Source organism: Enterobacter cloacae complex sp. P47BA (assembly GCF_014930485.1).
Lineage (GTDB): Bacteria > Pseudomonadota > Gammaproteobacteria > Enterobacterales > Enterobacteriaceae > Enterobacter > Enterobacter bugandensis.
Genome location: NZ_JADBRF010000001.1, coordinates 701,649 through 725,110, shown reverse-complemented (window position 1 = coordinate 725,110; position 23,462 = coordinate 701,649). Strand labels below are relative to the sequence as shown.

25 protein-coding genes are annotated in these 23,462 nt (G+C 58.8%); 14 read left to right on the top strand and 11 right to left on the bottom strand.

Annotated elements, in window-relative coordinates; translation table 11 throughout:
* Both IM299_RS03450 and gdhA read right to left on the bottom strand, forming a co-directional pair.
* The coding region (locus IM299_RS03450; protein WP_193357052.1) for a helix-turn-helix domain-containing protein at window positions 1-614 on the bottom strand (614 nt) is incomplete at its 3' end.
* Between the two features lie 181 nt (window positions 615-795).
* Window positions 796-2,139 (bottom strand): NADP-specific glutamate dehydrogenase, encoded by a 1,344-nt coding sequence (gene gdhA, locus IM299_RS03445; protein WP_192985969.1) that lies wholly within the window; start codon window positions 2,137-2,139, stop codon window positions 796-798.
* Between the two features lie 227 nt (window positions 2,140-2,366).
* Here gdhA and IM299_RS03440 point away from each other — a divergent pair, with 227 nt between their 5' ends.
* A complete protein-coding gene (locus IM299_RS03440) occupies window positions 2,367-2,639 on the top strand; it encodes a YnjH family protein (protein ID WP_193357051.1) in 273 nt (90 codons plus the stop codon).
* Here IM299_RS03440 and IM299_RS03435 read toward each other — a convergent pair.
* Window positions 2,599-3,015, bottom strand: coding sequence for a pyrimidine (deoxy)nucleoside triphosphate diphosphatase (locus IM299_RS03435; protein WP_193357050.1), 417 nt, complete (start codon window positions 3,013-3,015; stop codon window positions 2,599-2,601). The two genes, IM299_RS03440 and IM299_RS03435, sit on opposite strands and share 41 nt — an antisense overlap.
* Window positions 3,016-3,090: 75 nt before the next feature.
* On the opposite strand from IM299_RS03435, the gene IM299_RS03430 reads away from it, so the two are divergent.
* The gene (locus IM299_RS03430; RefSeq protein WP_193357049.1) at window positions 3,091-3,660 is read left to right on the top strand and encodes a carboxymuconolactone decarboxylase family protein; all 570 of its coding nucleotides are present in this window, start codon (window positions 3,091-3,093) and stop codon (window positions 3,658-3,660) included.
* Window positions 3,653-4,270 (top strand): CDP-alcohol phosphatidyltransferase family protein, encoded by a 618-nt coding sequence (locus IM299_RS03425; RefSeq protein ID WP_041910469.1) that lies wholly within the window; start codon window positions 3,653-3,655, stop codon window positions 4,268-4,270. The genes IM299_RS03430 and IM299_RS03425 overlap by 8 nt, the downstream gene beginning before the upstream one ends.
* Here IM299_RS03425 and IM299_RS03420 read toward each other — a convergent pair.
* The 6 genes from IM299_RS03420 to xthA all read right to left on the bottom strand — a co-directional run bounded on the left by IM299_RS03420 (window position 4,267) and on the right by xthA (window position 10,442).
* Window positions 4,267-5,574, bottom strand: coding sequence for a sulfurtransferase (locus IM299_RS03420; RefSeq protein WP_041910468.1), 1,308 nt, complete (start codon window positions 5,572-5,574; stop codon window positions 4,267-4,269). The two genes, IM299_RS03425 and IM299_RS03420, sit on opposite strands and share 4 nt — an antisense overlap.
* Before the next feature lie 73 nt (window positions 5,575-5,647).
* Complete coding sequence (locus tag IM299_RS03415; RefSeq protein WP_193357048.1) at window positions 5,648-6,268, bottom strand: ATP-binding cassette domain-containing protein; 621 nt, start codon at window positions 6,266-6,268, stop codon at window positions 5,648-5,650.
* A complete protein-coding gene (locus IM299_RS03410; protein ID WP_193357047.1) occupies window positions 6,268-7,797 on the bottom strand; it encodes a thiamine ABC transporter permease in 1,530 nt (509 codons plus the stop codon). The genes IM299_RS03415 and IM299_RS03410 overlap by 1 nt, the downstream gene beginning before the upstream one ends.
* The gene (locus IM299_RS03405; RefSeq protein ID WP_370567613.1) at window positions 7,770-8,930 is read right to left on the bottom strand and encodes an ABC transporter substrate-binding protein; all 1,161 of its coding nucleotides are present in this window, start codon (window positions 8,928-8,930) and stop codon (window positions 7,770-7,772) included. Before IM299_RS03405 ends, IM299_RS03410 begins: the two co-directional genes overlap by 28 nt.
* Window positions 8,931-8,945: 15 nt before the next feature.
* Entirely contained in the window at window positions 8,946-9,629 is a 684-nt protein-coding gene (locus tag IM299_RS03400; RefSeq protein WP_028012788.1) for a TVP38/TMEM64 family protein, read from the bottom strand.
* Window positions 9,630-9,635: 6 nt separating this feature from the next.
* Window positions 9,636-10,442 carry an exodeoxyribonuclease III gene (gene xthA / locus IM299_RS03395; protein WP_032644863.1) on the bottom strand — a complete coding sequence of 269 codons (807 nt, stop codon included), beginning with the start codon at window positions 10,440-10,442 and terminating at the stop codon, window positions 9,636-9,638.
* A 433-nt stretch (window positions 10,443-10,875) separates the two neighbouring features.
* Here xthA and IM299_RS03390 point away from each other — a divergent pair, with 433 nt between their 5' ends.
* The 7 genes from IM299_RS03390 (at window position 10,876) to ves (ending at window position 18,586) form a co-directional block, all read left to right on the top strand.
* Window positions 10,876-12,096, top strand: a complete 1,221-nt coding sequence (locus IM299_RS03390) for an aspartate aminotransferase family protein (RefSeq protein WP_028012790.1) — start codon at window positions 10,876-10,878, stop codon at window positions 12,094-12,096.
* The gene (gene astA, locus IM299_RS03385; RefSeq protein ID WP_028012791.1) at window positions 12,093-13,127 is read left to right on the top strand and encodes an arginine N-succinyltransferase; all 1,035 of its coding nucleotides are present in this window, start codon (window positions 12,093-12,095) and stop codon (window positions 13,125-13,127) included. Before IM299_RS03390 ends, astA begins: the two co-directional genes overlap by 4 nt.
* Complete coding sequence (gene astD, locus IM299_RS03380; RefSeq protein ID WP_193357046.1) at window positions 13,124-14,611, top strand: succinylglutamate-semialdehyde dehydrogenase; 1,488 nt, start codon at window positions 13,124-13,126, stop codon at window positions 14,609-14,611. The genes astA and astD overlap by 4 nt, the downstream gene beginning before the upstream one ends.
* Window positions 14,598-15,923, top strand: a complete 1,326-nt coding sequence (gene astB, locus IM299_RS03375; protein ID WP_045261593.1) for an N-succinylarginine dihydrolase — start codon at window positions 14,598-14,600, stop codon at window positions 15,921-15,923. The genes astD and astB overlap by 14 nt, the downstream gene beginning before the upstream one ends.
* A 10-nt stretch (window positions 15,924-15,933) precedes the next feature.
* Window positions 15,934-16,899: a succinylglutamate desuccinylase gene (gene astE, locus IM299_RS03370; protein ID WP_193357045.1), complete on the top strand. Its 966-nt coding sequence runs from the start codon at window positions 15,934-15,936 to the stop codon at window positions 16,897-16,899.
* 337 nt (window positions 16,900-17,236) lie between these two features.
* Entirely contained in the window at window positions 17,237-17,731 is a 495-nt protein-coding gene (gene spy / locus IM299_RS03365; RefSeq protein ID WP_028012795.1) for an ATP-independent periplasmic protein-refolding chaperone Spy, read from the top strand.
* Window positions 17,732-18,028: 297 nt separating this feature from the next.
* A complete protein-coding gene (gene ves, locus IM299_RS03360) occupies window positions 18,029-18,586 on the top strand; it encodes an environmental stress-induced protein Ves (RefSeq protein WP_028012796.1) in 558 nt (185 codons plus the stop codon).
* Here the strand turns inward: ves and cho are convergent.
* The gene (gene cho, locus IM299_RS03355) at window positions 18,564-19,442 is read right to left on the bottom strand and encodes an excinuclease Cho (RefSeq protein ID WP_032644984.1); all 879 of its coding nucleotides are present in this window, start codon (window positions 19,440-19,442) and stop codon (window positions 18,564-18,566) included. The two genes, ves and cho, sit on opposite strands and share 23 nt — an antisense overlap.
* Before the next feature lie 180 nt (window positions 19,443-19,622).
* Entirely contained in the window at window positions 19,623-20,447 is an 825-nt protein-coding gene (gene nadE, locus IM299_RS03350; RefSeq protein WP_028012798.1) for an ammonia-dependent NAD(+) synthetase, read from the bottom strand.
* A gap of 232 nt (window positions 20,448-20,679) precedes the next feature.
* Here nadE and osmE point away from each other — a divergent pair, with 232 nt between their 5' ends.
* The 4 genes from osmE to chbA all read left to right on the top strand — a co-directional run bounded on the left by osmE (window position 20,680) and on the right by chbA (window position 23,457).
* Complete coding sequence (gene osmE / locus IM299_RS03345) at window positions 20,680-21,024, top strand: osmotically-inducible lipoprotein OsmE (protein ID WP_003857836.1); 345 nt, start codon at window positions 20,680-20,682, stop codon at window positions 21,022-21,024.
* A gap of 281 nt (window positions 21,025-21,305) precedes the next feature.
* A complete protein-coding gene (gene chbB / locus IM299_RS03340; RefSeq protein ID WP_014883474.1) occupies window positions 21,306-21,623 on the top strand; it encodes a PTS N,N'-diacetylchitobiose transporter subunit IIB in 318 nt (105 codons plus the stop codon).
* A gap of 80 nt (window positions 21,624-21,703) precedes the next feature.
* Entirely contained in the window at window positions 21,704-23,062 is a 1,359-nt protein-coding gene (chbC, locus tag IM299_RS03335; protein WP_028012799.1) for a PTS N,N'-diacetylchitobiose transporter subunit IIC, read from the top strand.
* A gap of 47 nt (window positions 23,063-23,109) precedes the next feature.
* Window positions 23,110-23,457, top strand: a complete 348-nt coding sequence (gene chbA, locus IM299_RS03330; protein WP_028012800.1) for a PTS N,N'-diacetylchitobiose transporter subunit IIA — start codon at window positions 23,110-23,112, stop codon at window positions 23,455-23,457.
* Window positions 23,458-23,462: the final 5 nt, after the last annotated feature.

The window sequence follows — 23,462 nt, the reverse complement described above, 5'->3', positions numbered from 1 at the left end:
GTCATCCGGTCCGGCAGGCCGTAGCGTTCAAACGCGCTGACCAGCTGCTGCTGCACGGTCTCGCGCCGTTCATCGGTACAGTGCGCCAGGCACAGGGAAAAACGGGAGTGGTCGTCCAGCAGGGTGAGCGGATGGCAGCGGCCACCGCCAAAGGGAAAGTGGCCCTTAAAATCCATCTGCCAGAGCCGGTTCGGCGCGTCGTGTTCGAACCGTCCCGTGGCGGGAATGCCCGGTGATGCGCCCGGCAGCAGACCGTGACGGGCCATCAGATTATGGACGGTGCTGAAGGCGGGCATACGGTGCCCCTGGTCTTCAAGCCAGCGCTTAATCTTGCGGGCGCCCCAGCGTTCATGGCGCTCATGGGCCATGCGCAGCAGGGCCGTGATGTCGTCAGATGAGCGGTTCGGGGAATGGTGCGGTATGCGCGGGCGGTCCTGAAGACCGGAGGCACCTTCCTCAGCCCAGCGCTGAAGCCACTTGTAGGCGGTGGCAGGAGAAATGCCGAACTGACGGCAGAGGGAACGGATGTTCGCCCCGTCCTGCGAGGCGAACAGTACAAACTCGGTACGTAATGACATGGTATCTCTCGCATCCCAGGGCATAAGCGACTCCATAGACGGGTTCTTATGCCTTAGTTGTAAGTGTCTACCATGTCCCCGAACAAGTGTTCACTATGTCCCCGGACCGTACACCCCAAGGGAGAGGGGGTCGTCCGTGCTGGTATTATTTTGTGGGGATCCCTCAGCCCTGTGGGAGAGGGCCGGGGTGAGGGCACCCGGCCGCACGATATAAACCTTAAATCACACCCTGCCCAATCATCGCATCCGCCACCTTCACGAACCCGGCGATATTTGCCCCGCGCACGTAGTTGGTTTGCGATGCCTCGCCGCCGTACTCGACGCAGGCATGGTGAATATCCAGCATGATGTGGTGCAAACGGGCATCCACTTTCTCCGCCTTCCAGCCGAGCCGCGCCGCGTTTTGCGCCATCTCCAGGCCGGAGGTCGCCACGCCGCCCGCGTTCGCCGCCTTGCCTGGCGCAAACAGCACGCCCGCCTCCAGGAACAGATCCGTTGCCTCGATAGTGGTCGGCATATTCGCCCCTTCCGCTACCGCCTTCACGCCGTTGCTAATTAGCGTGCGCGCGGCGTCCGCGTCCAGTTCGTTTTGCGTGGCGCACGGCAGGGCGATATCCACCGGCACGCCCCACGGCTGTTTGCCTTCCAGATACGTCAGGCCAAACTCCGCGGCATAATCGGCAAGTCGGCCATCGCGGCTGGCTTTGATTTCGCACAGGCGCGCCAGCTTCTCCGCCGTAAAGCCCGCTTCGTCCACTACCGTGCCTTTAGAGTCGGAGGCCGTTACCACGCGGGCACCAAACTGCATCGCTTTTTCGATAGCGTACTGCGCCACGTTACCGGAGCCGGAGACCGCCACGCGCATCCCCTCGAAACCTAAACCGTGACGCTTGAGCATTGCCTCGGTGAAGTAAACCAGGCCGTAGCCGGTCGCCTCCGGGCGGATCAGGCTGCCGCCAAACGATAATCCTTTGCCGGTAAAGACGCAGGCGCTGTTGTTGGAGAGCTTTTTCATCATCCCGGCCATAAAGCCCACTTCGCGGGCCCCCACGCCGATATCCCCCGCCGGTACGTCGGTGTCCGGGCCGAGGTGGCGGTAGAGCTCGGTCATTAGCGCCTGACAGAAACGCATCACTTCGCCTTCGCTTTTGCCTTTCGGGTCGAAATTGCTCCCGCCTTTACCGCCGCCCATTGGCAGGGTGGTGAGCGCGTTTTTAAACGTCTGTTCAAAGCCAAGGAATTTCAGAATCGACAGGTTCACGGAAGGGTGGAAGCGCATGCCGCCCTTAAACGGACCGATGGCGGAGTTAAACTGCACGCGCCAGGCGCGGTTGACCTGTACCTGGTTGCGGTCATCCACCCAGGTCACGCGGAACTGGATCACACGCTCTGGTTCAACCAGACGTTCCAGCAGCGACAGTTGACGATAGCGCGGGTTTTCTTCAAGGAACGGCCAGAGGGTAGTCATTACTTCACGAACGGCCTGAGCAAATTCGCTTTGATGAGGGTCGCGCTGCTGAACATAGGCAAGGAAACTTTCCAGAGAGCGTGTCTGATCCATAGATATAAGAACCTCTTATAGTCATTAATGTATGTTGCTTATGCGATTTGTGTTGTTTTTTTGACTATACCACCCGTACCGCTTTGTGAAGCAAGCAGAAATGTGGACCGAAAGGGAAATTAATGACCCGGGCCGCGTCATAACAAAAAGCGATGGCGCGCTAAATTAAAGATTCTGTCCGATTTACCGTTATAGTCATTATCAGGACACAACAGGAAGAGAAGTCTATGAACCGTTACGTGATGGCCGCGTTATCATTGATGTTGACCGCAGGCGCGCAGGCTGACCGCATTCGCCCGGATGTAGAAGTGAATGTGCCGCCGGAGGTGTTTAGCTCCAGCGGCCAGCGCGCGCAGCCGTGTAACCAGTGCTGCATCTACCAGGATCAAAACTATTCTGAAGGGGCCGTCGTGAAGGCGGATGGCGTGCTGCTGCATTGCCAGCGCGATGAACGTACCATCAGCACGAATCCGCTGGTCTGGCGTCGCGTAAAAGAATAAACGCCTCCAGCAGCGGAATATCCGCCGGAGCTAACTCATAACTGAAAGCCTCTTCCGGCGTACACCACGCCAGCGCGCTGTGGTAGTGCGCCGTTAACTCTCCGCTGAGGCGGGGTACGTGCCAGGCGTGCAGGTTGATTAACCGCTGTGATACCTCGCGCTGATGGCTCGCCACGTACTGCTCAGGCTGAGCCTCGATACCCAGCTCTTCACGCAGCTCGCGGATAAGCGCCTCAGGCTGGGTTTCTCCGGCCTCCACTTTGCCGCCAGCGAACTCCCACATTCCCGGCTGGTCGGCGTGAGCAGGGCGCTGTGCCAGTAAAATTTTGTCGTCTTTTTCGATGATGGCCGCAACGACATCGACTGTTTTTAGCATGGTCGTCAATACTTGATAGCGAAAAACGCCATATTATCGTGCCCTTTCAAAGAGTCCAGCCATCAGGAGAATCAGGTGAAAGAGACGTCCACCTGGGTAGAGCCCATCCCAACCCTTCCGGCGAGCGTAAAACCCATTGCCGCCATGCAGCAAAAACACTTCGGCGCCGTGCTGAACCCCACGCGCTGGTGGGGACGCATGCCGCGTCTGTTCTGGCTGGTCGCTTTGTTTGTGGGGTTTCTGGAGCGCAGAAAAGCGCGCCTGACGCCAGTGCTGCGCTCGCTGCTTATGACGCGCGTATCGCAGCTGTGCCACTGTGCGTTCTGTATTGACGCCAACAGCCTGCGCCTGGCCGAGCGCTGCGGCGCGCTGGATAAAGTCCAGGCCGTAAGCGGCTGGGCTAATTCTGACGTGTTCAGTGAACAGGAACGCGCGGCGCTGGCCTATGCGGAGGCGGTGACCGCCACGCCGCCCCGGGTGGATGAAGCAATCAAAACGGTGATGAAACGCCACTTTACGGATGATGCCATCACTGAAATGACGGCGCTCATTGCCTTTCAGAATCTCTCGGCCCGGTTTAATGCCGCGCTGGATATACCGGCACAGGGGCTGTGCGCCACGTTTAAAGGGAGGCCTGATGCTTGACCGTCACCTGCACCCGCGGGTAAAACCCGCTCTGGACCGTCTGGTATCCGTGCTGGATAAGCCGGGCGTTACGCCCGACGGATTAACGCTTGCCGGGTTTGCCATCGGCCTGCTGGCGTTGCCGTTTCTGGCCCTCGGCTGGTATCCGGCGGCGCTGGCCGCCATCGTCCTGAACCGCCTGCTGGATGGTCTGGACGGCGCGCTGGCGCGTCGGAGAGGGCTGACGGATGCGGGAGGGTTTCTCGATATCGCCCTCGATTTTCTGTTCTATGCGCTGGTGCCGTTTGGCTTTGCGCTGGCTGCACCCGTAGAGAATGCGCTGGCGGCGGCCTGGCTGTTGTTTGCTTTTATCGGCACCGGCAGCAGTTTTCTCGCCTTTGCCGCGCTGGCGGCGAAGCACGATATCGACAACCCCGGCTATGCGCATAAGTCGTTTTACTATATCGGCGGGTTAACGGAAGGGACGGAGACCATCGCGCTGTTCGTGCTGTGCTGCCTGTTTCCGGCACAGTTTACGCTGTTCGCGTGGATATTCGGCGCGCTGTGCTGGTTGACCACCACAACGCGCATCTGGAGCGGCTACGTGACGCTGAAGTCACTCACCCGTTAGAGAGCACTCTCTGGTCCGCGCTCTCCGGCGGTGACCGGGTTCTGCGGGTGGCTGCTCCATTCGTACCAGCCGCCGTCATAGACGGCGATATTTTTCCAGCCCATCGCCCGGGCGTACATAAAGGTTTCGGACGCCCGCCAGCCGGTGCCGCAGTAAAACGCGACCTGCTGTTCCGGCAGAATATTCCAGCGCTTCCACTGGGCGGCGATGTCGTCAGCGCTGCGCATGGTGCCATCCGGGTTATGGAAATCCTCCATATGGGTGGCATCGCTGCCCGCGTGACCCCAGCGGGCACCGGCAATTTCACCTTTTGGCTTGATGTAGCTGTAGCCGCTGGTTTCGCCGATAAACTCCGGCCATGAACGAATGCTGACCAGGGAGGCATCCTGACGGTGCAGCATGCCGCGCGCCTGTTCCATATCCACCATCAGCTGCGGCTGGCCGGGGATCGGCGCGCCAAAATCAGGGGCAGGAGCCACTTTGCCGGGCGTACCGCGCTCAACCGGCAGACCGGCATCTGACCACGCCTTCCAGCCGCCATCGAGAAGGCGCACATCCTTCACGCCCGCGTAGAGCATGATCTGCGCCACGCGCGCGGCGGCATACACGTCGCGCCCGTACAGAATGACGGTGGTATCGTGACGGATCCCGTGCTTTGCCAGCATTGCTTTCAGCCTGTCGTCGGAGACTTTGTTCCACAGCGGCTCGCTTTCCACCTCGTTGGTGTCAATGTAGCCCGCGCCGGGAATGTGGTTAAGCAGGTAAAACTTCGGCGCGCCCCAGGCCGCTTCTATGACTTTCCATTCGCCCGCCGGCGCGGCGGTCACCGGTTTGCCCTGCTGAAGCCGGTGGATCCACTGCGGGTAGACCAGCTGTTCAAAGTGGGGCAGGCGCTGAAGGCGGTCGGGCGTCCGCAGAGCATCGCTGAGCAGCGAAACGTGGCGGTAACCAGCTTTCTCCAGACGGGCTTTCACCGCCTGGTTATCGTTCTCCTCGCCATACAGCGCGATGGACGTCGCAGGGGTAAGCTGATGCTGTTTTGCCCAAAGTGCAATCTGCTCGTCGCTCATGGCGCTAAGCCAGGCGGCTGCCAGGTTGAGCGCAGCGGGTTCGTGCCCGGAAGGACCGCTGAGGGTCTGCGGCCAGCCGTTATAGAAGGCGCTGGGGCGGGTGTCGATTGCCGCGCCGTGCTGCGCCTGAAGCTGAGACAGCGTCATCGCGTTGGCCATATCAGCAGCCTGAGAGGAAAAAGAGGCGAGGCCGCAGATCAGGGCCAGCGCGGTCAGTTGAGAAACACGTTTCATCGAATAACCTGACGTCAGTAAAAGAGGGGGGCATTGTCGTCTCTCCCGAAACGGAAAACATTGCGTTAGCACATTATTGCCAGCGAGAAATCTCCATCACCTCGCCGCCGGGCGGAATATCGTCCTCGTCATGGGTGACCAGCACCACCGGAATATTGCGCGCGCGGACGGCGTCAAATACCCATGCCCGGAACGTCGTGCGTAACGCTTTATCAAGGCGGCTGAACGGTTCGTCCAGCAGCAGCGCCTGCGGCTCTGCGAGCAGGGCGCGCAGCAGGCTCACCCGGGCGCGCTCTCCGCCGGAAAGGGTGGCCGGATCGCTGTCGTAATGACCGCCAAGCCCGGCGGAATCCAGCGCCTGCTCGACCGCTTCTCGCCGTGCGCGTCCCGCGATCCGCTCAGGCAAGGCCAGCAGCAAATTTTGCCCAACGCTGAAAGGGTCAAACAGCAGCGCGTCCTGAAAAAGAATCCCCAGACCGCGGGATTCGACGGGCAAACCGTCGCAGCGGCGTTCGCCGATCCACAGTTCGCCCTGCGCCTGAAAATCCTCTGACAGCGCGCCGACCATCCAGGCAAAGAGGGTCGATTTGCCGCTGCCGGATGGCCCCATCAGGGTGACAATCTTCCCGCGGGGTACGCAAAAATTGACCTCGCGGAAAAGCGGTTCGATGGTGAGATCGTTGACCTTGAGCATTAGCGTAATCCTTGACGGTAGCGGCCCGCGAGCCGGGATAACAGCGCAGCAAGACCGAATACGACGCCCGTGACCAGCAGTAATCCCAGGGCACGGTTAGCGAGAACCGGGATGCTGCCTCCGCTGCTGAGCGCGACGGTCTCGGTGGTCAGCGTGGCGAAACGCCCCGCGCCCAGCCACAGGGTCGGCATATATTGGGCCATGCTGACGGAAAAGCCGGTGGCAAAGGCCAGCAGCGCAGGACGCACCAGCAGGGGACATTTCAGCAGGCAGAAAATTTTTGCCCGCCGCCAGCCGAGCGTTCTGGCGGTAAGGATAAGCCGGGGATCGATCCGCCGCCAGGCGGGCTGCAGCACCAGCAGCATCCACGGTATCACCCACAGCAGATGGCTCCAGAGGACGGCGAAAAAGCCTCCGTCGAGACCCAGATGCAAAGCAATCGCGTATTGCCCGGTGACGAGCGGCAGTGCCGGAAGGGCGAGCGGTAGCCACACCCACGCCGCGCCGCGCTGCGGTCCCCATTCCAGCCAGAGAAAAATGACGATCAGGGCGATAAGGCTCGAAAGCAGACCGAAGGAGAGGCTGGTTCCCACGGGACCTACGTCGTCCCGCTGCGCCAGCATCAACAGCACGGCGGCGCAAAGGAGGCCGCATGCGGGCAAAAAGCCGCTGAATGCGCGTTCAGGCAGGACGAGATGCAACCTGCGGCGCGTCCCGCTCAGGTCCGGAATCGCGCGACGCCAGACCTTCCACAGGCCGTACCCCAGCGCGGCAAGCGCGGCCAGCAAAAGAAGGAGCACCAGGCACAGCAGTGTCCCTTTCACCTGCTGCTGCGCGTCGCCCTGGCTCAGCCACTGCCAGGCCAGCACGGCCAGCGTGGGCGGGTTGCCGGGCCCGAGAACGATCGCTACGTCCACAACCGACAGCGACCACGCCAGCACCGCCAGCATCATCGCCCCGAGTACGGGCGCGATCGCCGGAAGGATCACCCAACTGAGCGTCTGAAAACGCCCGTAGCCAAAGGTTTGCAGGACGATCTTCTGCTGCGCAAGCCCTTTTCCCGGCAGCACGGCGTAAATGGCCCACAGCACAAATGCGCTCTCTTTGACCGCGAGCGTCAGGCCCAGCCCTACGCCGTAGCGGTCAAACGGCGGCGAACAGACGGTACAAACCTGATAAAACAGTCCGCCCTCGGCAAACAGCAGTAGCGCGCTGGTGGCGAAGGCCACGTGGGGGATCGCCAGCAGCCACGGCAGGCGCGTGCTGAGGCGCCGCCAGCGGGTGCCGGGCCAGAAAAGAGCCACGAGGGAAAGGGCGATAAACAACGCCCCCAGCGTAGCGATAAGCGTTGAGACCAGCGTAGCAACGGCTGCCTGCGGCAGCTGAGGATCGTTTAGCAGCCGCTGCCAGTTCGTCACGGAAAAGGCCGGCGCGAACAGCACTGTGCCAGCGGGCAGGATCGGCAGATAAATCACCGTCATCGCCAGCCAGACAAGCCAGCCTAACGGGTGCCGTAACGACGCAGCCATTCCTGCTCCAGCGCGTTCACCCACGCGGACTGCGGCTCCGGGAGCACCTTCGGCTGCCCCTGAGGCGTATGGGCCTGCAGCTGTTTCGCTTCACCTTCGGGCAGCGTTTTCGCATCCAGCACGCTCGGATCCCCCCAAATGGCCGGGTCGGCCTTGCGGATCTGCGCCTGCGGCGACAGCAGGAAATTGGCGACCATTTTCGCCCCCGCGCTCGCGCTGGCATTAGCCGGAATAGCCACAAAATGCACGTTGCCGAGCATCCCGTCGCGAAAACCAAAGCTATAGCTGTCGGCAGGCAGTTCGCCGCTCGCCACTTTTTGCTGCGCATGCGCCGGGTTAAAGGTCAGCGACAGGTTCAGACTTCCGCTGGCGAGCAGGGCATCCATCCGGGCGGGTGAGGGAGGGAAGTCTTTTCCTTCACGCCACAGCAGCGGGTGCAGTTTATCGAGGTAGGCCCAGAGCGGCGCCGTAACCTGGGCAAACGTATCATCAGGCGCTTTTTGTAACGCCTCGGGATGCGCCGAAAGCGTCAGCAGCAGCTGCTCAAGAAAGGCCGTGCCGGTAAAATCGGGTGGGCGAGGATAGCTCACCTTGCCCGGGTGCTGCTGCGCGTACGCCAGCAACGCCTGCGGATCCTCCGGCGGCATTGGCATGCTGACTTTGCTGGCGATAAAGGTCAGCTGCGCGCCGCCCCACGGCGATTCCGCCCCGTCGGTTGGAATCGCAAAATCTTCCGTAACGGGTTTACGGGTATCGACATAGCGCCAGTTGGGCAGACCCTGCGCCCACCCGGTTTGCAGCAGGTTCGCCTCTTTTAGCGTGCGGAAGTTCTCGCCGTTCACCCACAGGAGGTCGACCGAGCCGTTGGTCTTACGCCCTGCGGCGGCTTCCGTCTGAATACGTTTGACCGCATCGGCGGCATCCGCCAGCGGGACGATTTTTAGGGTGATGGCATAGTGCGTTTGCATCTCACCGCTGACCCACTCAAGGTAGCGGTTAACCGCCGGATCGCCGCCCCAGGCGTTAAACCAGACGGTCTGGCCTTTGGCCTGCTGTTGAATAGCTTGCCAGCCGTCGGCGGCATAGAGGGGGGCTGCCAGCAGCAGACCGGTCAGAAACGTGCAAAAACGCACACGGCGCATAATGCCTCACTTTTTATCAGCAGGGAGATAGCGGGAAAACAGCCGGCGCGTAACCAGCGGTAATAACCCCAGTAGTGTAAAGGCGAATACCACGCCCGGCGACAAAATATCGCGCAGCGATGCCACTTTTCCCAGTTCCCGCCCGGCGTTCAGAAAGATAACCGTCGCGGGCAGCATGGCGAGCTGGCTGACCCACCAGTAGCGCCGGACCGTGATGCGGGTCAGCCCCATCAGTAAATTCACCAGGAAAAACGGGAACAGCGGCATCAGGCGCAGGGCAAAAAGATAGCCCGCGCCGTCGCGCGCCATGCCCGCATTTACCGTTGCCATCTGTCGGGCAAACCGCCGCTGCACCCAGTCGCGCAGCAGGTAACGGCTGGCGAGCATCGCCAGCGTGGCCCCGAGCGTGGAGGCAAAAGAAACCAGCACGGTGCCTTCCCACAGCGTAAATAACGCCCCGCCCAGCAGGGTCAGAACCGCCGCGCCGGGTATCGAGAGAGCGGAAACCGCCACGTAAAGCGCAAAGAAGATCAGCGCGCTACGCAGCGGCGCGTGGTCGACATGGGAGAGTAGCGTCTGCTGGTGGGTTTTAATTCCTGCCAGAGAAAGCGTGTCAGGCGGCAGAATGACAAATGTCATAAGAAATGCGCCCAGAAGGGCGCACAGGAAGAGTGTTTTTCGTATGTTCACGCGCGATTACAGCTTGAATTTAGCCCATACCGGCGCGTGGTCCGACGGTTTTTCCATGCTGCGGATGTCGTAGTCGATCCCGGTTTCGATGCAGCGCTCCGCCAGCGGCGTACTCGCCAGCAGCAGATCGATACGCAGGCCGCGGTTGTCGTCAAAGCCCTTCGAGCGGTAGTCAAACCACGAGAAGCGATCCTGCGTTTCCGGGTTGGCATTGCGGAAGGTATCCACCAGGCCCCAGCCCAGAAGGCGCTCCATCCACTCACGCTCTTCCGGCAGGAAGGAGCATTTGCCGGTGCGCAGCCAGCGTTTGCGGTTCTCTTCGCCGATGCCGATATCCAGATCCGTCGGGCTGATGTTCATGTCGCCCATGATCAGCACCGGATTCTCTTTTTTCAGTTCGGTCGTCAGATAGTTCTGCAGATCCTGATAAAACTTCGCTTTGGCCGGGAATTTTGTCTCGTGATCGCGGCTCTCACCCTGCGGGAAATAGCCGTTAATGACCGTAATATTCCCGAGTGCGGAAGGCACTTCCGCCATGATGATGCGGCGCTGGGCTTCTTCACCGTCGCCGGGGAAGCCGCGGCGCACGGAAACCGGCGTGTCTTTGGTGAGCAGCGCGACGCCATAGTGACCTTTCTGACCGTGGTAAAAGACGTTGTAGCCGAGTTTCGCCACCTCTTCGAGGGGGAACATGTCGTCGTGTACCTTGGTCTCCTGCAGGCCGATCACATCTGGCTGATGTTGCTCAACAATGGCTTCTAGCTGATGAGGGCGGGCGCGCAGGCCGTTGATATTAAAAGAGACAAATTTCATAGTCGCTGCCAGTGCAAGGTGAATAGTGCATGGATGGTAGCAGAATTTGCGTCAACTGTTACCGGGTTCGACCAATAACTGCGACAGATAATGCCGGTGGTGCAATATTTGCACCATTCTGACGCGCTTCGCCCTCAAACAGGGCGTAAAGGGTCGATAAATTTCGCGAGCGATCACAATTCCAGAATTATATTTGGCCTGTGCATACTCTTTCTGATTTTCATGCGGCAAAGCGCCGCTTGTCGTAAAAATATTCACTTTTTATGCACTAACAGTGAATAACTCCATATTGTAACCTATTGATATTCTGTTACCTCACCCCGTTTATGCATTTTTATCGCTGGCTGGCACGAAGGCTGCAATCTACATTCACAGTGCAAACACTCAATTATTTAACATTCAAATAACTTTTTATTTACCGGATGAGGTCGCTATGTCTCTGTCAATTACGCGTGAAAATTTCGATGAATGGATGATGCCGGTTTACGCTCCGGCGGCTTTTATTCCGGTTCGCGGGGAAGGCTCACGCCTGTGGGATCAGCAGGGTAAAGAGTATATCGACTTTGCCGGGGGGATTGCGGTGAATGCGCTGGGTCATGCCCACCCGGCGCTGCGTCAGGCGCTGAACGACCAGGCGGCGAAGTTCTGGCATACCGGCAACGGCTTTACCAACGAGCCCGCACTGCGCCTGGCGAAAAAGCTGATTGACGCGACCTTCGCTGAAAAAGTCTTTTTCTGTAACTCTGGCGCGGAAGCCAACGAAGCGGCGCTGAAGCTGGCGCGCAAATATGCCCACGACAAGTTTGGGACGCACAAGAGCGGGATTGTGGCGTTTAAAAATGCTTTCCACGGGCGCACGCTCTTTACCGTGAGCGCGGGCGGCCAGCCTTCTTATTCGCAGGATTTCGCTCCGCTGCCGCCGGATATCCGCCACGGCATTTATAACGATCTGCAGTCCGCCAGCGAGCTGATTAACGACACCACCTGCGCGGTGATTGTCGAACCGATGCAGGGCGAGGGCGGCGTGCTTCCGGCGCAAAAGGCATTCCTGCAGGGGCTGCGCGAGCTGTGCGACCGTCACGACGCGGTCCTGATTTTCGACGAAGTGCAGACCGGCGTGGGCCGCACCGGCGAGCTGTATGCCTATATGCACTACGGCGTGACGCCGGACGTTCTCTCTACCGCCAAAGCGCTGGGCGGCGGCTTCCCGATTGGCGCGACGCTGACCACCGATAAATTCGCCAGCGTGATGACCGTGGGCACCCACGGCACCACCTACGGCGGCAACCCGCTGGCAACCGCCGTCGCCGGACAGGTTCTCGACATCATTAACACCCCTGAGGTGCTGAAGGGCGTTAAGCAGCGTCACGAGTGGTTCGTTGAGCGCCTGAACGCCATCAACGGCAAGCTTGGCCTGTTTAAAGAAATTCGCGGCCTGGGGCTGTTGATCGGCTGCGAGCTCACGGCTGAGTTTGCCGGAAAAGCGAAGCTTATTTCACAGGAAGCGGCAAAAGCGGGCGTGATGGTGCTGATTGCCGGTGCCAACGTGGTGCGTTTTGCCCCTGCGCTGATTGTCAGCGAGGAAGAGGTGCAAACCGGTCTGGATCGTTTTGCGCTGGCGTGTGAGAAGGTGAAATCCGGGGTGTCATCATGATGGTCATCCGTCCCGTTGAGCGCGGCGATATTGCCGGGCTCATGCAGCTTGCCGGTAAGACGGGAGGCGGGCTGACCTCGCTTCCTGCCGATGAAAAAACGCTGTCGGCGCGCATTGAGCGCGCCCTGCAAACCTGGCAGGGGACGTTGCCAAAAAGCGAACAGGGTTACGTGTTCGTGCTGGAAGACACCGACACGGGGAGCGTGGCCGGGATCTGCGCCATTGAAGTGGCCGTCGGGCTTAACGACCCGTGGTACAACTACCGCGTCGGCACCATGGTTCACGCCTCGAAAGAGCTGAACGTCTATAACGCGCTGCCCACGCTGTTTCTCTGCAATGACCACACGGGCGCCAGCGAGCTCTGTACGCTGTTCCTCGACCCGGCGTGGCGCAAAGAGGGCAACGGCTATCTGCTCTCCAAATCGCGCTTTATGTTTATGGCCGCTTTCCGCGATCGCTTTAACGAAAAAGTGGTGGCAGAGATGCGCGGCGTGATCGACGACAAAGGCTACTCGCCCTTCTGGGAGAGCCTGGGCGAGCGCTTCTTCTCGATGGAGTTCAGCCGGGCGGACTATCTCTGCGGCACCGGCCAGAAGGCGTTTATCGCGGAGCTGATGCCTAAACATCCTATCTATACCCATTTCTTAACGCCTGAAGCGCAGGCGGTAATTGGCGAAGTGCATCCGCAAACCGCGCCTGCCCGCGCGGTGCTGGAGAAAGAGGGCTTCCGCTACCGTAACTATGTCGACATCTTTGACGGCGGGCCAACGCTTGAGTGCGATATCGACCGCGTGCGCGCCATCCGCAAAAGCCGCCTGGTTGAGGTATCCGAAGGCCAGCCCGCGCCGGGTGACTGGCCGGCATGCCTGGTGGCGAACGAAAATTACGCCAACTTCCGCGCCATGCTGGTGCGGACCAACCCGAAATGTGAACGTCTGGTGCTGACGGCTGCAGAGCTGGATGCCCTGAAATGTAACGCCGGCGATACGGTTCGCCTGGTGCGTCTCTGCCCTGAGGAGAAAACAGCATGACATTATGGATTAACGGTGACTGGGTAACGGGCGAGGGCGAACAGCGCGTAAAAACCAATCCAGTTGGAAAAGAGGTGCTGTGGAAGGGAAATGACGCCAGCGTCGCGCAGGTCGAGCAGGCCTGCCGTTCCGCACGACACGCGTTTCCCGCGTGGGCAAAACGGCCATTCGCCGAGCGCCAGGCGCTTATTGAAAAATTTGCCGGACTGCTGGAGGCCAACAAGGCCGAGCTGACGCGCATCATCGCGTCCGAAACCAGCAAACCGCGCTGGGAAGCGGCGACCGAAGTGACGGCGATGATCAATAAAATCGCTATTTCGGTTAAGGCGTACCACACCCGCACCGGCGAGCAGCATACTGAGATGCCGGACGGCGCGGCCACGCTGCGCCACCGTCCGCACGGCGTGCTGGCGGTGTTTGGCCCGTATAACTTCCCGGGGCATCTGCCGAATGGTCACATTGTGCCCGCGCTGCTGGCGGGCAATACCGTCATCTTCAAACCGAGCGAGCTTACGCCGTTAACCGGCGAGGCGGTGGTGAAGCTGTGGGAGCAGGCCGGGCTGCCGCCGGGCGTGCTGAACCTCGTGCAGGGCGGGAGGGAAACCGGCCAGGCGCTGAGCGCGCTGAGCGATATCGACGGCCTGCTGTTTACCGGCAGCGCCGGAACGGGCTATCAGCTGCACCGCCAGCTGGCGGGGCAGCCGGAGAAAATTCTGGCGCTGGAGATGGGCGGCAACAACCCGCTGATTGTCGAAGATCCCGACGATATCGATGCCGCGGTGCACCTGACGATCCAGTCCGCCTTTATTACCGCCGGACAGCGCTGCACCTGCGCCCGTCGCCTGCTGGTCAAGCGCGGCGCGCAGGGGGATGCCTTCCTGAAGCGTCTGGTAGAGGTGAGCGCGCGGCTGGTGCCTGCCGCGTGGGATGCCGATCCGCAGCCGTTTATCGGCGGGCTGATCTCCGAACAGGCCGCGCTGAACGTGCTCAACGCCTGGCAGGACCACGTAGCGCGCGGGGCGAAAACCCTGCTGGAGCCGAAGCAGGTCCAGCCGGGTACCTCGCTGCTGATGCCGGGCATCGTAGAGATGAGCAGTGCGAGCAGCGTGCCGGATGAAGAGGTGTTTGGCCCGCTGCTGTGCGTCTGGCGTTACGACGATTTTGATGCGGCCATTGCGATGGCGAATAACACCCGCTACGGCCTGTCGAGCGGGCTGATATCGCCGCATCGCGAGAAGTTTGAACAACTGCTGCTGGAAGCGCGTGCCGGGATCGTGAACTGGAATAAACCGCTGACCGGGGCGGCGAGCACCGCGCCGTTCGGCGGCGTGGGCGCCTCGGGCAACCATCGCGCCAGCGCCTGGTATGCCGCCGATTACTGCGCGTGGCCGATGGCGAGTCTGGAAACCCCGGCGCTGACGCTGCCGGAGACGCTTAATCCGGGGCTCGATTTTACGAAGGGAGAAGGCCATGAAAGCGCGTGAAGTCAACTTTGACGGGCTGGTGGGGCTGACGCACCACTATGCCGGTCTCTCCTTTGGTAATGAAGCCTCGACGAAGCACCGCTTTCAGGTCTCCAACCCGAAGCTGGCGGCGAAGCAGGGGCTGCTAAAAATGAAGGCGCTGGCGGATGCCGGCTTCCCGCAGGCGGTGATCCCGCCGCAGGAACGCCCTAACGTGGCGGTGCTGCGCCAGCTAGGATTTAGCGGTACGGACGAGCAGGTCGTCGAAAAAGCGGGTACGCAGACGCCGCATTTGCTCTCTGCGGCAAGCTCTGCCTCCTCAATGTGGGTGGCCAACGCGGCCACCGTCGCGCCGTCAGCCGATACGCTGGATGGTAAAGTCCACCTGACGGTGGCGAACCTGAATAATAAGTTTCATCGCGCCACCGAAGCGGACACCACCGAGCGCGTGCTGCGCGCTATTTTCAAGCATGACGCCCATTTTGAGATCCATCAGGCCCTGCCGCAGGTGGCGATGTTTGGCGACGAAGGCGCGGCCAACCATAACCGGCTGGGTGGCGATTACGGCGATCCCGCCGTGCAGCTGTTTATCTACGGGCGGGAAGAGGGCGGCCACGCCGCGCCAACCCGTTATCCAGCGCGTCAGACGCTCGCGGCCAGCCAGGCGGTTGCGCGCCTGAACCAGGTCAATCCTTCCCAGGTGATTTTTGCCCAGCAGAACCCGCACGTGATCGACCAGGGCGTGTTCCATAACGACGTGATTGCCGTGTCCAACCGCCAGGTGCTGTTCTGCCATGAGCAGGCCTTTGCCCATCAGGATAAGCTGCTCGCCACGCTGCACGAACGCGTGCCCGGCTTTATGCCGATCCAGGTGCCAACGCAGGCGGTCAGCGTGCAGGACGCGGTCGAAACCTATCTGTTCAACAGCCAGTTGCTGAGCCGCGATGACGGCAGCATGATGCTGGTGCTGCCGCAGGAGTCCCGGGATCATCGGGGCGTGTGGCGCTACCTCACCGAACTGGTGAAGGCTGATAACCCGATTGACGAGCTGCGCGTGTTTGACCTGCGCGAAAGCATGGCTAACGGCGGTGGTCCCGCCTGTCTGCGCCTGCGGGTCGTGTTAACGCCAAATGAAATACAGGCCGTTAACCCGGCAGTCATGATGAATGAGACGCTCTTTAACACCCTGAACGACTGGGTGGACCGCTACTATCGCGACCGGTTAACGCAGGCCGATCTGGTTGACCCGCAGCTGCTGCGCGAAGGGCGCGAGGCGCTGGACGCGTTATCGTCAATCCTGCAGCTGGGCTCGGTTTACCCGTTCCAGCGCTAAAGGAGTGGATATGGAAAATTTACTGGCGCTGACCCTGGCCGATGAATCGCCGGACCAGAGTGAGGGGGAGGGCCCCTCATTCCGCTGGCGGTGGCTGGGGCGCGGGGTGCTTGAGCTGACGCCGAAGGCCAGCAGTGCGTTATCGCTGCTGCTTTCCTCGGGGATCCACGGGAATGAAACCGCACCCGTTGAGATCGTCGATGGGCTGCTGCGCGCGCTGTATCGCGGCGAGCTCGCCCTTGCGTGCCGCGTGCTGGTGGTGCTTGGCAATCCGCCTGCGCTGGCGCAAAACAAACGGTACCTGGTTAGCGACATTAACCGCATGTTCGGCGGTCGCTGGTCGCAGTTTCCGCAGAGTGACGAAACGGCGCGCGCGCAGTGGCTGGAGAACGTCGTGACGACGTTTTTTGCCGCGGCGGGACCGGCGCGCTGGCATCTGGATCTGCATACGGCGATCCGCGCCTCTTACCATGTCAGATTCGGTGTTCTGCCGCAGCGCAATCAGCCGTGGGATGAAGCGTTTCTGAGCTGGCTGGGGGATGCCGGGCTGGAGGCGCTGGTGTTTCATCAGTCGCCGGGCGGGACCTTTACTCACTTCACTTGCGAACGGTTTGGCGCGCTGTCCTGTACGCTGGAGCTGGGAAAAGCGCTACCGTTCGGACAGAACGATCTCACGCGCTTTGCGCCTACGGAGCTCGCGCTTCGGGCGCTGCTCGGTGGGACGGCTACCGAGCACGCACATCAGCCCGTTGAGCGGTACCGGGTCGTTCAGCAGATCACCCGCCGCAGCGAGGCTTTCCAGCTTCACATGGCCGCGCACACTCTGAACTTCACGCCGTTTCGCAAAGGGGCTCTGCTGGCGGAAGATGGCGAAGAGCGTTACGAGGTGCAGAAAACCACCGAATATGTGCTGTTCCCCAACCCCTCCGTAGCGTTTGGCCTGCGGGCCGGTCTGATGCTGGAAAAACTCACCTGAACCTTTTCCCTCTCACCATCCGGGAGGGAAAGTAAAAATGTTTTCTTAGCGATTAAAGCGCTCTGATTTCTTTTACGGAATATTCCTGGCGAATTGCTTTATTATTCACCGTCACTTCGTTATACTTCTGCTAAATAACTTTAAAATCATCATATTGAATATTTCTTGTTGCAACTCTCCACGCTTTATCCTTATTTCCTCCACATTTGGCGAAAAAATGTTTTTTACACTTTCATTGTTTTACCGTTGCTCTGATTAATTGACGATAAACCCCGTAAAGTTAATCTCGTCAACACGGCATAGCGCCGAAGAATAACTGAAAGAAAGGAAATAAATTATGCGTAAGTTTACTGCACTGTTTGTTGCTTCTACCCTGGCTCTGGGCGCTACCAGCATGGCGTTCGCCGCAGATACCGCAACCACCACCGCCGCGCCAGCTGAAGGCAAAATGATGATGCATCATAAAGGCAAGCCGGGTATGCACCACGAGATGATGATGTTCAAAGATTTGAACCTGACGGACGCGCAGAAGCAGCAGATCCGCGACATCATGAAAAGCCAGCGTGACCAGATGAAGCGTCCTCCGCTGGAAGAGCGCCGCGCAATGCATGACATTATTGCCAGTGACAGCTTCGATAAGGCGAAAGCCGAAGCGCAGATCGACAAAATGGCCGAGCAGCACAAAGCCCGCATGCTGGCCCACATGGAAACCCAGAACAAGATCTACAACATTCTGACCCCGGAACAGAAAAAACAGTTTAATGCCAATTTTGAGAAGCGTCTGACAGAACGTCCGGCGATGGAAGGTAAAATGCCAGCACCAACCGAATAATCGGTTCACTCTCTTAAGACCGCCGGGATCCTGTCCACAAAAGCGAAATCGCTGTGGACAGGACCGGCGGTTTTTCTATTCTGCCCTCTTGCCTGCCGCCGCCAGCGCGGTATTCTCCTGTAGTCGCTTCAGAGAATGTCTGTAGAGTCATGGCGTTAGCATTTTTATTAACGTTCCGCTAAGGCCTGCCCGCTCTGCTGCCGATACTGTGTCTGTGAATACCTAACGATAACAAACAAGACTGCAGGGGTAGCGATATCCTTGCCCTGGCACGGGTTGTGCCATTCAGGAGTGGTGATGGAGTTCTTTGATATTCGTAAGATGCCGGTCAGCCTCTGGCGCAATGGTGCTGGCGAAACGCGAGAAATTTGCTGTATCCCTCCCGCGACGCGCGATTTTTTCTGGCGTGCCAGTATCGCGACCATCGCCAGCAACGGCGAATTCTCCTCGTTTCCCGGTGTCGACCGGGTCATTACCCTGCTGGAAGGCGGGGAGGTGATGCTGGATGCCGGTCAGGCGTTCTGCCATACCCTTAAACAGCATCAGCCTTACAGTTTTGCCGGCGATTTGCCGGTGAAGGCGCTGCTTTCCGATGGCAGGATGGCGATGGATTTCAACATCATGACCCGGCGCGACTGCTGTCAGGCGAAGGTGCGGGTTGCCGATCGTACTTTTACCACCTTTGGCTCGCGCGGGGGCGTGGTGTTCGTATTAAGCGGGGCGTGGCAATTGGGTGATAAATTGCTCACGGCCGATCAGGGCGCCAGCTGGCAGGAGGGGACCCATACTCTGCGTCTGCTGGAGTCTCAGGGCACCCTGCTGTTCAGTGAAATTAACTGGCTGCCGGGTCACTGAGCGCGATGATCTCGAACTTGCCCGCTAATACGGGCTTGCAGAGGATTTTGTAGCCGTCGTGGTCGAATCCCGCGGGGGTGCGCAGCAGGGTTGCCGCGTCGCTTAAATCATCGACAGCCCCCAGCCAGAGCCAGTTATTGACGATGTGATACTGCGTCATGGTTTCACCCACTTCTTTTAGCGCAACGGCGCCGTCCCACGGCCAACAGTTGACGCTGATCCCGGCCAGGCCCGCGAGGAGCCGGGCGTGATGCGCCTCAACGCTCTCTTTTCCGCAGCAGGCGCCTGCGCAGCGCTTCAGAGCGGAGCGGAAACAGGCGCGGCCCCGCGTGGTGCCCTCTAGCCCTAAAAGGCTATAGCAAAGCTGCAGCTCGTCCGCGAGCGCCTGCAGAGACTGTAGGGCGGCACGCTTGTTTGCGAACAGCCCGAAGAGATTCGGGGCGTGGGAGAAATCGACCTCGCGGGCGTAGACGACCTGCGGCTTGCCGTCGGCGATCTGCAGGGAGCAGAGCTGGCGGTTGCGGCGCAGGCGCTTATTGAAGAGCGGCTGCTGCTCCTTTATCAGCCGGGCTTCCAGCAACAGCGCGCCCATTTCTCCCGCCGTCTGGAACCAGGTAATGCGTCGCGACTGGCGCAGCATGGCGGCCTCGTCCGGGGTGCGCAGGTGGGATAACACCCGGCTGCGAATGTTAACGCTTTTGCCGATGTAGAGCGGCAGGGTCTCGCTTTCACCGTGAAAGATGTACACGCCCGGCTGTTTGGGCAGCGCCTCAAGCCAGGGGCGAAGATGTTCGGGATATTCATAGATAGCCGCCGCTTCAAACTCAAGACGCGGGGCTGATTGACGCCTGCTCACATACTGCTCCATATACTGTTCAGGTATACAGTGTAGCAGGTGTGCTGTGGTTAAAAAAGAGCCGGGTGGCGGCTACGCCTCACCCGGCCATGACGTGCGGCCTGATGCCCTCACCCCAACCCTCTCCCACGGGAGAGGGCGCAAACACAAAAAACGGTAACCTGGGTTACCGTTTTGCGTTTATTTCCAGAAATCGTCAAACACCGTTATTGGCGTGTGGCGCTTGTGCTCGGTTTTCAGGTACCAGCCCTCGATAATTTTCGCGGTACCTTCATCCAGCGTTTTGCCTTCCAGATAATCATCAATGTTGTCATAGGTGACGCCAAGGGCCGCTTCATCCGGCAGGGAAGGGCGATCGTCTTCCAGATCCGCTGTTGGCGCTTTCTTGTACAGGTGCTCAGGGCAGCCCAGCGCGGCGAGCAGCTGCTTGCCCTGACGCTTGTTGAGACGGAAAATCGGGTTGATGTCGGTGCCGCCATCGCCGTATTTGGTGAAGAAACCGGTGATCGCTTCTGCCGCATGGTCGGTGCCTACCACAACGCCTTTGGTCATCCCGGCGATGCTGTACTGCGCTTTCATGCGCTCGCGCGCTTTCTCGTTGCCGCGCACAAAATCACTCAATTCAATGCCCGCTTCGCGCAGCGCCTGCTCGCTTGCCAGCACCGAGGCTTTGATATTGACGGTAAGCACGCGATCGGGCTGGATGAACGCGATGGCGTCCTGGCAGTCCTGTTCGTCCGCCTGAACCCCGTAAGGCAGACGCACGGCGATAAACTGCAGCGCTTCGTCGCCCGTCTCTTCACGAAGCTCTGAAATCGCCATCTGGCAGAGTTTACCCGTCAGGGTAGAGTCCTGCCCGCCGCTGATGCCCAGCACCAGGGATTTCAGGAAAGCGTTCTTTTTTAAGTACGACTTTAAAAAATCCACGCTGCGGCGGATCTCTTCCTGTGCATCTATCGCAGGCTTAGCGCCCAGCGCCTGAATAATCTCTTGTTGCAGAGCCATCATGCCCTCCGTATGCAGAACATAAACAGAATGTGTTAACTGTTAAAACTAACCCTTTGGGCGGAAAACGACAAGGATCACAGTTTCGAGTGCGTTAATTTGCGGCGATTTAGCAGCTTATCGTTGTTTTATTAGAATTTTCCGAAATTCGTCTGGCGTAAATCACAAAGTTGAACAATAGTACTTTTTATCCCATGCTTAGATAACACGCTGATAAACAAGAGGACGGAATATGAACAAGAACGTAGCAGGAATTCTTAGCGCAGCGGCGGTACTGACGATGCTGGCAGGGTGTACGGCTTACGATCGCACCAAGGATCAGTTTACCCAGCCCGTGGTTAAAGACGTTAAAAAAGGGATGACACGTTCGCAGGTGGCTGCGATCGCCGGCAAGCCTTCTTCTGAAGTGACCATGATTCACGCGCGCGGTACGTGTCAGACTTATATCCTGGGTCAACGTGATGGTAAGGCAGAAACCTACTTCGTCGCGCTGGATGATACCGGACATGTGATTAACTCCGGCTATCAGACCTGTGCTGAATACGACACCGATCCGCAGGCACCTAAGGCGCAGTAACCCTGCTTGCCTGAAGATGTTAACAAACCGGCCTCTGGGCCGGTTTTTTTATTCATACGTTAATCTTATTTCTTTGCGCGAATTATTTGCCTGAAATGTGAAGGTAGTCAACAAGCCAGGTCAATGAGAGACAATTTAGGCCTATCCAGAATTATCTCCCCTCTGTACCATTGCGTATACTCACTTCAACGATAAACAACAGTACGCAAGCTACCTGTCTGCCGGGACAGCGAGTCGAGTGATAGCGCGACGGCAGGTAGTCATACAAGAGGGAAATTATGATGGAAAAGAAACATATCTACCTGTTCTGCTCAGCGGGCATGTCAACCTCGCTTCTGGTGTCAAAGATGCGCGCGCAGGCTGAAAAGTATGAAGTTCCTGTGGTGATTGAAGCGTTTCCGGAAACGCTGGCGGGCGAAAAAGGCCAGAAAGCCGATGTTGTGTTACTGGGGCCGCAAATTGCCTATATGTTGCCCGAAATTCAACGACTGCTACCGAATAAACCGGTCGAAGTGATTGACTCGGGGCTGTACGGCAAGATCGATGGTTTAGGTGTACTTAAAGCTGCTGTGGCAGCCATTAAAAAAGCTGCTAATTAATTTTTATTTTTCCCGTCAAAGAGTTATTTCACACACAATTACGCCGTAACATGCGTTACGGCATTTAAGGGTATTTTCCTATGAGTAAAGTCATCGCTTCACTTGAAAAGGTACTCCTTCCTTTTGCTGTTAAAATAGGAAAGCAGCCTCACGTTAATGCCATCAAAAACGGTTTTATTAAATTAATGCCGTTGACGCTGGCCGGGGCCATGTTCGTTTTAATTAACAACGTTTTTCTGAGCTTTGGTGAAGGTTCCTTCTTTTATTCATTAGGAATTCGGTTAGACGCTTCCACTATTGAAACCCTTAATGGTTTTAAAGCCATTGGCGGCAACGTATATAACGGTACGTTGGGTATTATGTCGCTGATGGCGCCTTTCTTTATTGGGATGGCGCTGGCTGAAGAGCGGAAAGTGGATCCGCTGGCCGCCGGATTATTATCCGTTGCCGCGTTTATGACCGTCACGCCTTACAGCGTGGGTGAAGCCTACGCCGTTGGCGCAAACTGGCTGGGCGGAGCCAACATCATCTCCGGTATTGTTATCGGCCTGGTGGTGGCAGAAATGTTCACCTTTATTATCCGTCGCAACTGGGTTATCCGCCTGCCGGATAGCGTGCCAGCCTCCGTTTCTCGTTCATTTTCCGCGTTGATCCCAGGCTTCATTATCCTCTCCATCATGGGGATTATCGCCTGGGCGCTCTCTCACTGGGGCACGAACTTCCACCAGATCATCATGGACTCTATCTCTACGCCGCTGGCGTCGATGGGTGGCGTGGTCGGTTGGGCGTATGTGATTTTCACCTCTCTGCTGTGGTTCTTCGGCGTGCATGGTTCACTGGCACTGGCCGCGCTGGACAGCGGAATTATGACCCCATGGGCACTGGAAAACGTTGCGCTTTACCAGCAGTACGGCTCCGTTGACGCGGCGCTGGCGGCAGGTAAAACCTTCCATGTGTGGGCGAAGCCGATGCTTGACTCCTATATCTTCCTGGGTGGTACCGGGGCGACCCTGGGTCTGATCATCGCGGTCTTTATTGTCTCTCGTCGCGCTGACTATCGTCAGGTGGCGAAACTGGCCCTGCCATCAGGCATCTTCCAGATTAACGAGCCGATTCTGTTCGGTCTGCCAATTATCATGAACCCGGTAATGTTTATCCCGTTCATCCTGGTGCAGCCGCTGCTGGCAGCGATCACCCTGACGGCCTACTACATGGGTATTATTCCACCGATCACCAACATTGCTCCGTGGACCATGCCGGCAGGTCTGGGCGCCTTCTTTAACACCAACGGTAGCGTCGCGGCCTTCCTGCTGGCGATATTCAACCTCGGGATTGCCACCCTGCTGTACATGCCGTTCGTGGCGATTGCGAACAAAGCTGCCACCATCATTGATGAAGAAGAGAGCGAAGAGGAAATTGCCCTCTCACTGAAATTCTAAGATTGACCGGCGCGGGGAAGCCCGCGCCAGCCACAAGGAGCTAAAACATGTTAGATTTGGATAGTATCGTCGCAGACGAAGCCGCAGAGAACGATCTCGAAGAAGTGGTGATGGGCCTCATCATCAACTCCGGGCAGGCGCGCAGCCTGGCGTATGCCGCACTGAAGCAGGCCAAGCAGGGCGATTTCGCCGCCGCGAAAACCATGATGGAGCAGTCCCGCACGGCCCTGAACGAAGCGCACCTGGTGCAGACAAAGCTGATTGAAAGCGACCAGGGCGAAGGGAAGATGAAGGTCAGCCTGGTGCTGGTACACGCTCAGGATCACCTGATGACGTCCATGCTGGCGCGTGAGCTGGTGGCGGAGTTGATTGAGCTTCACGAGAAAATGCACTAGGTCGG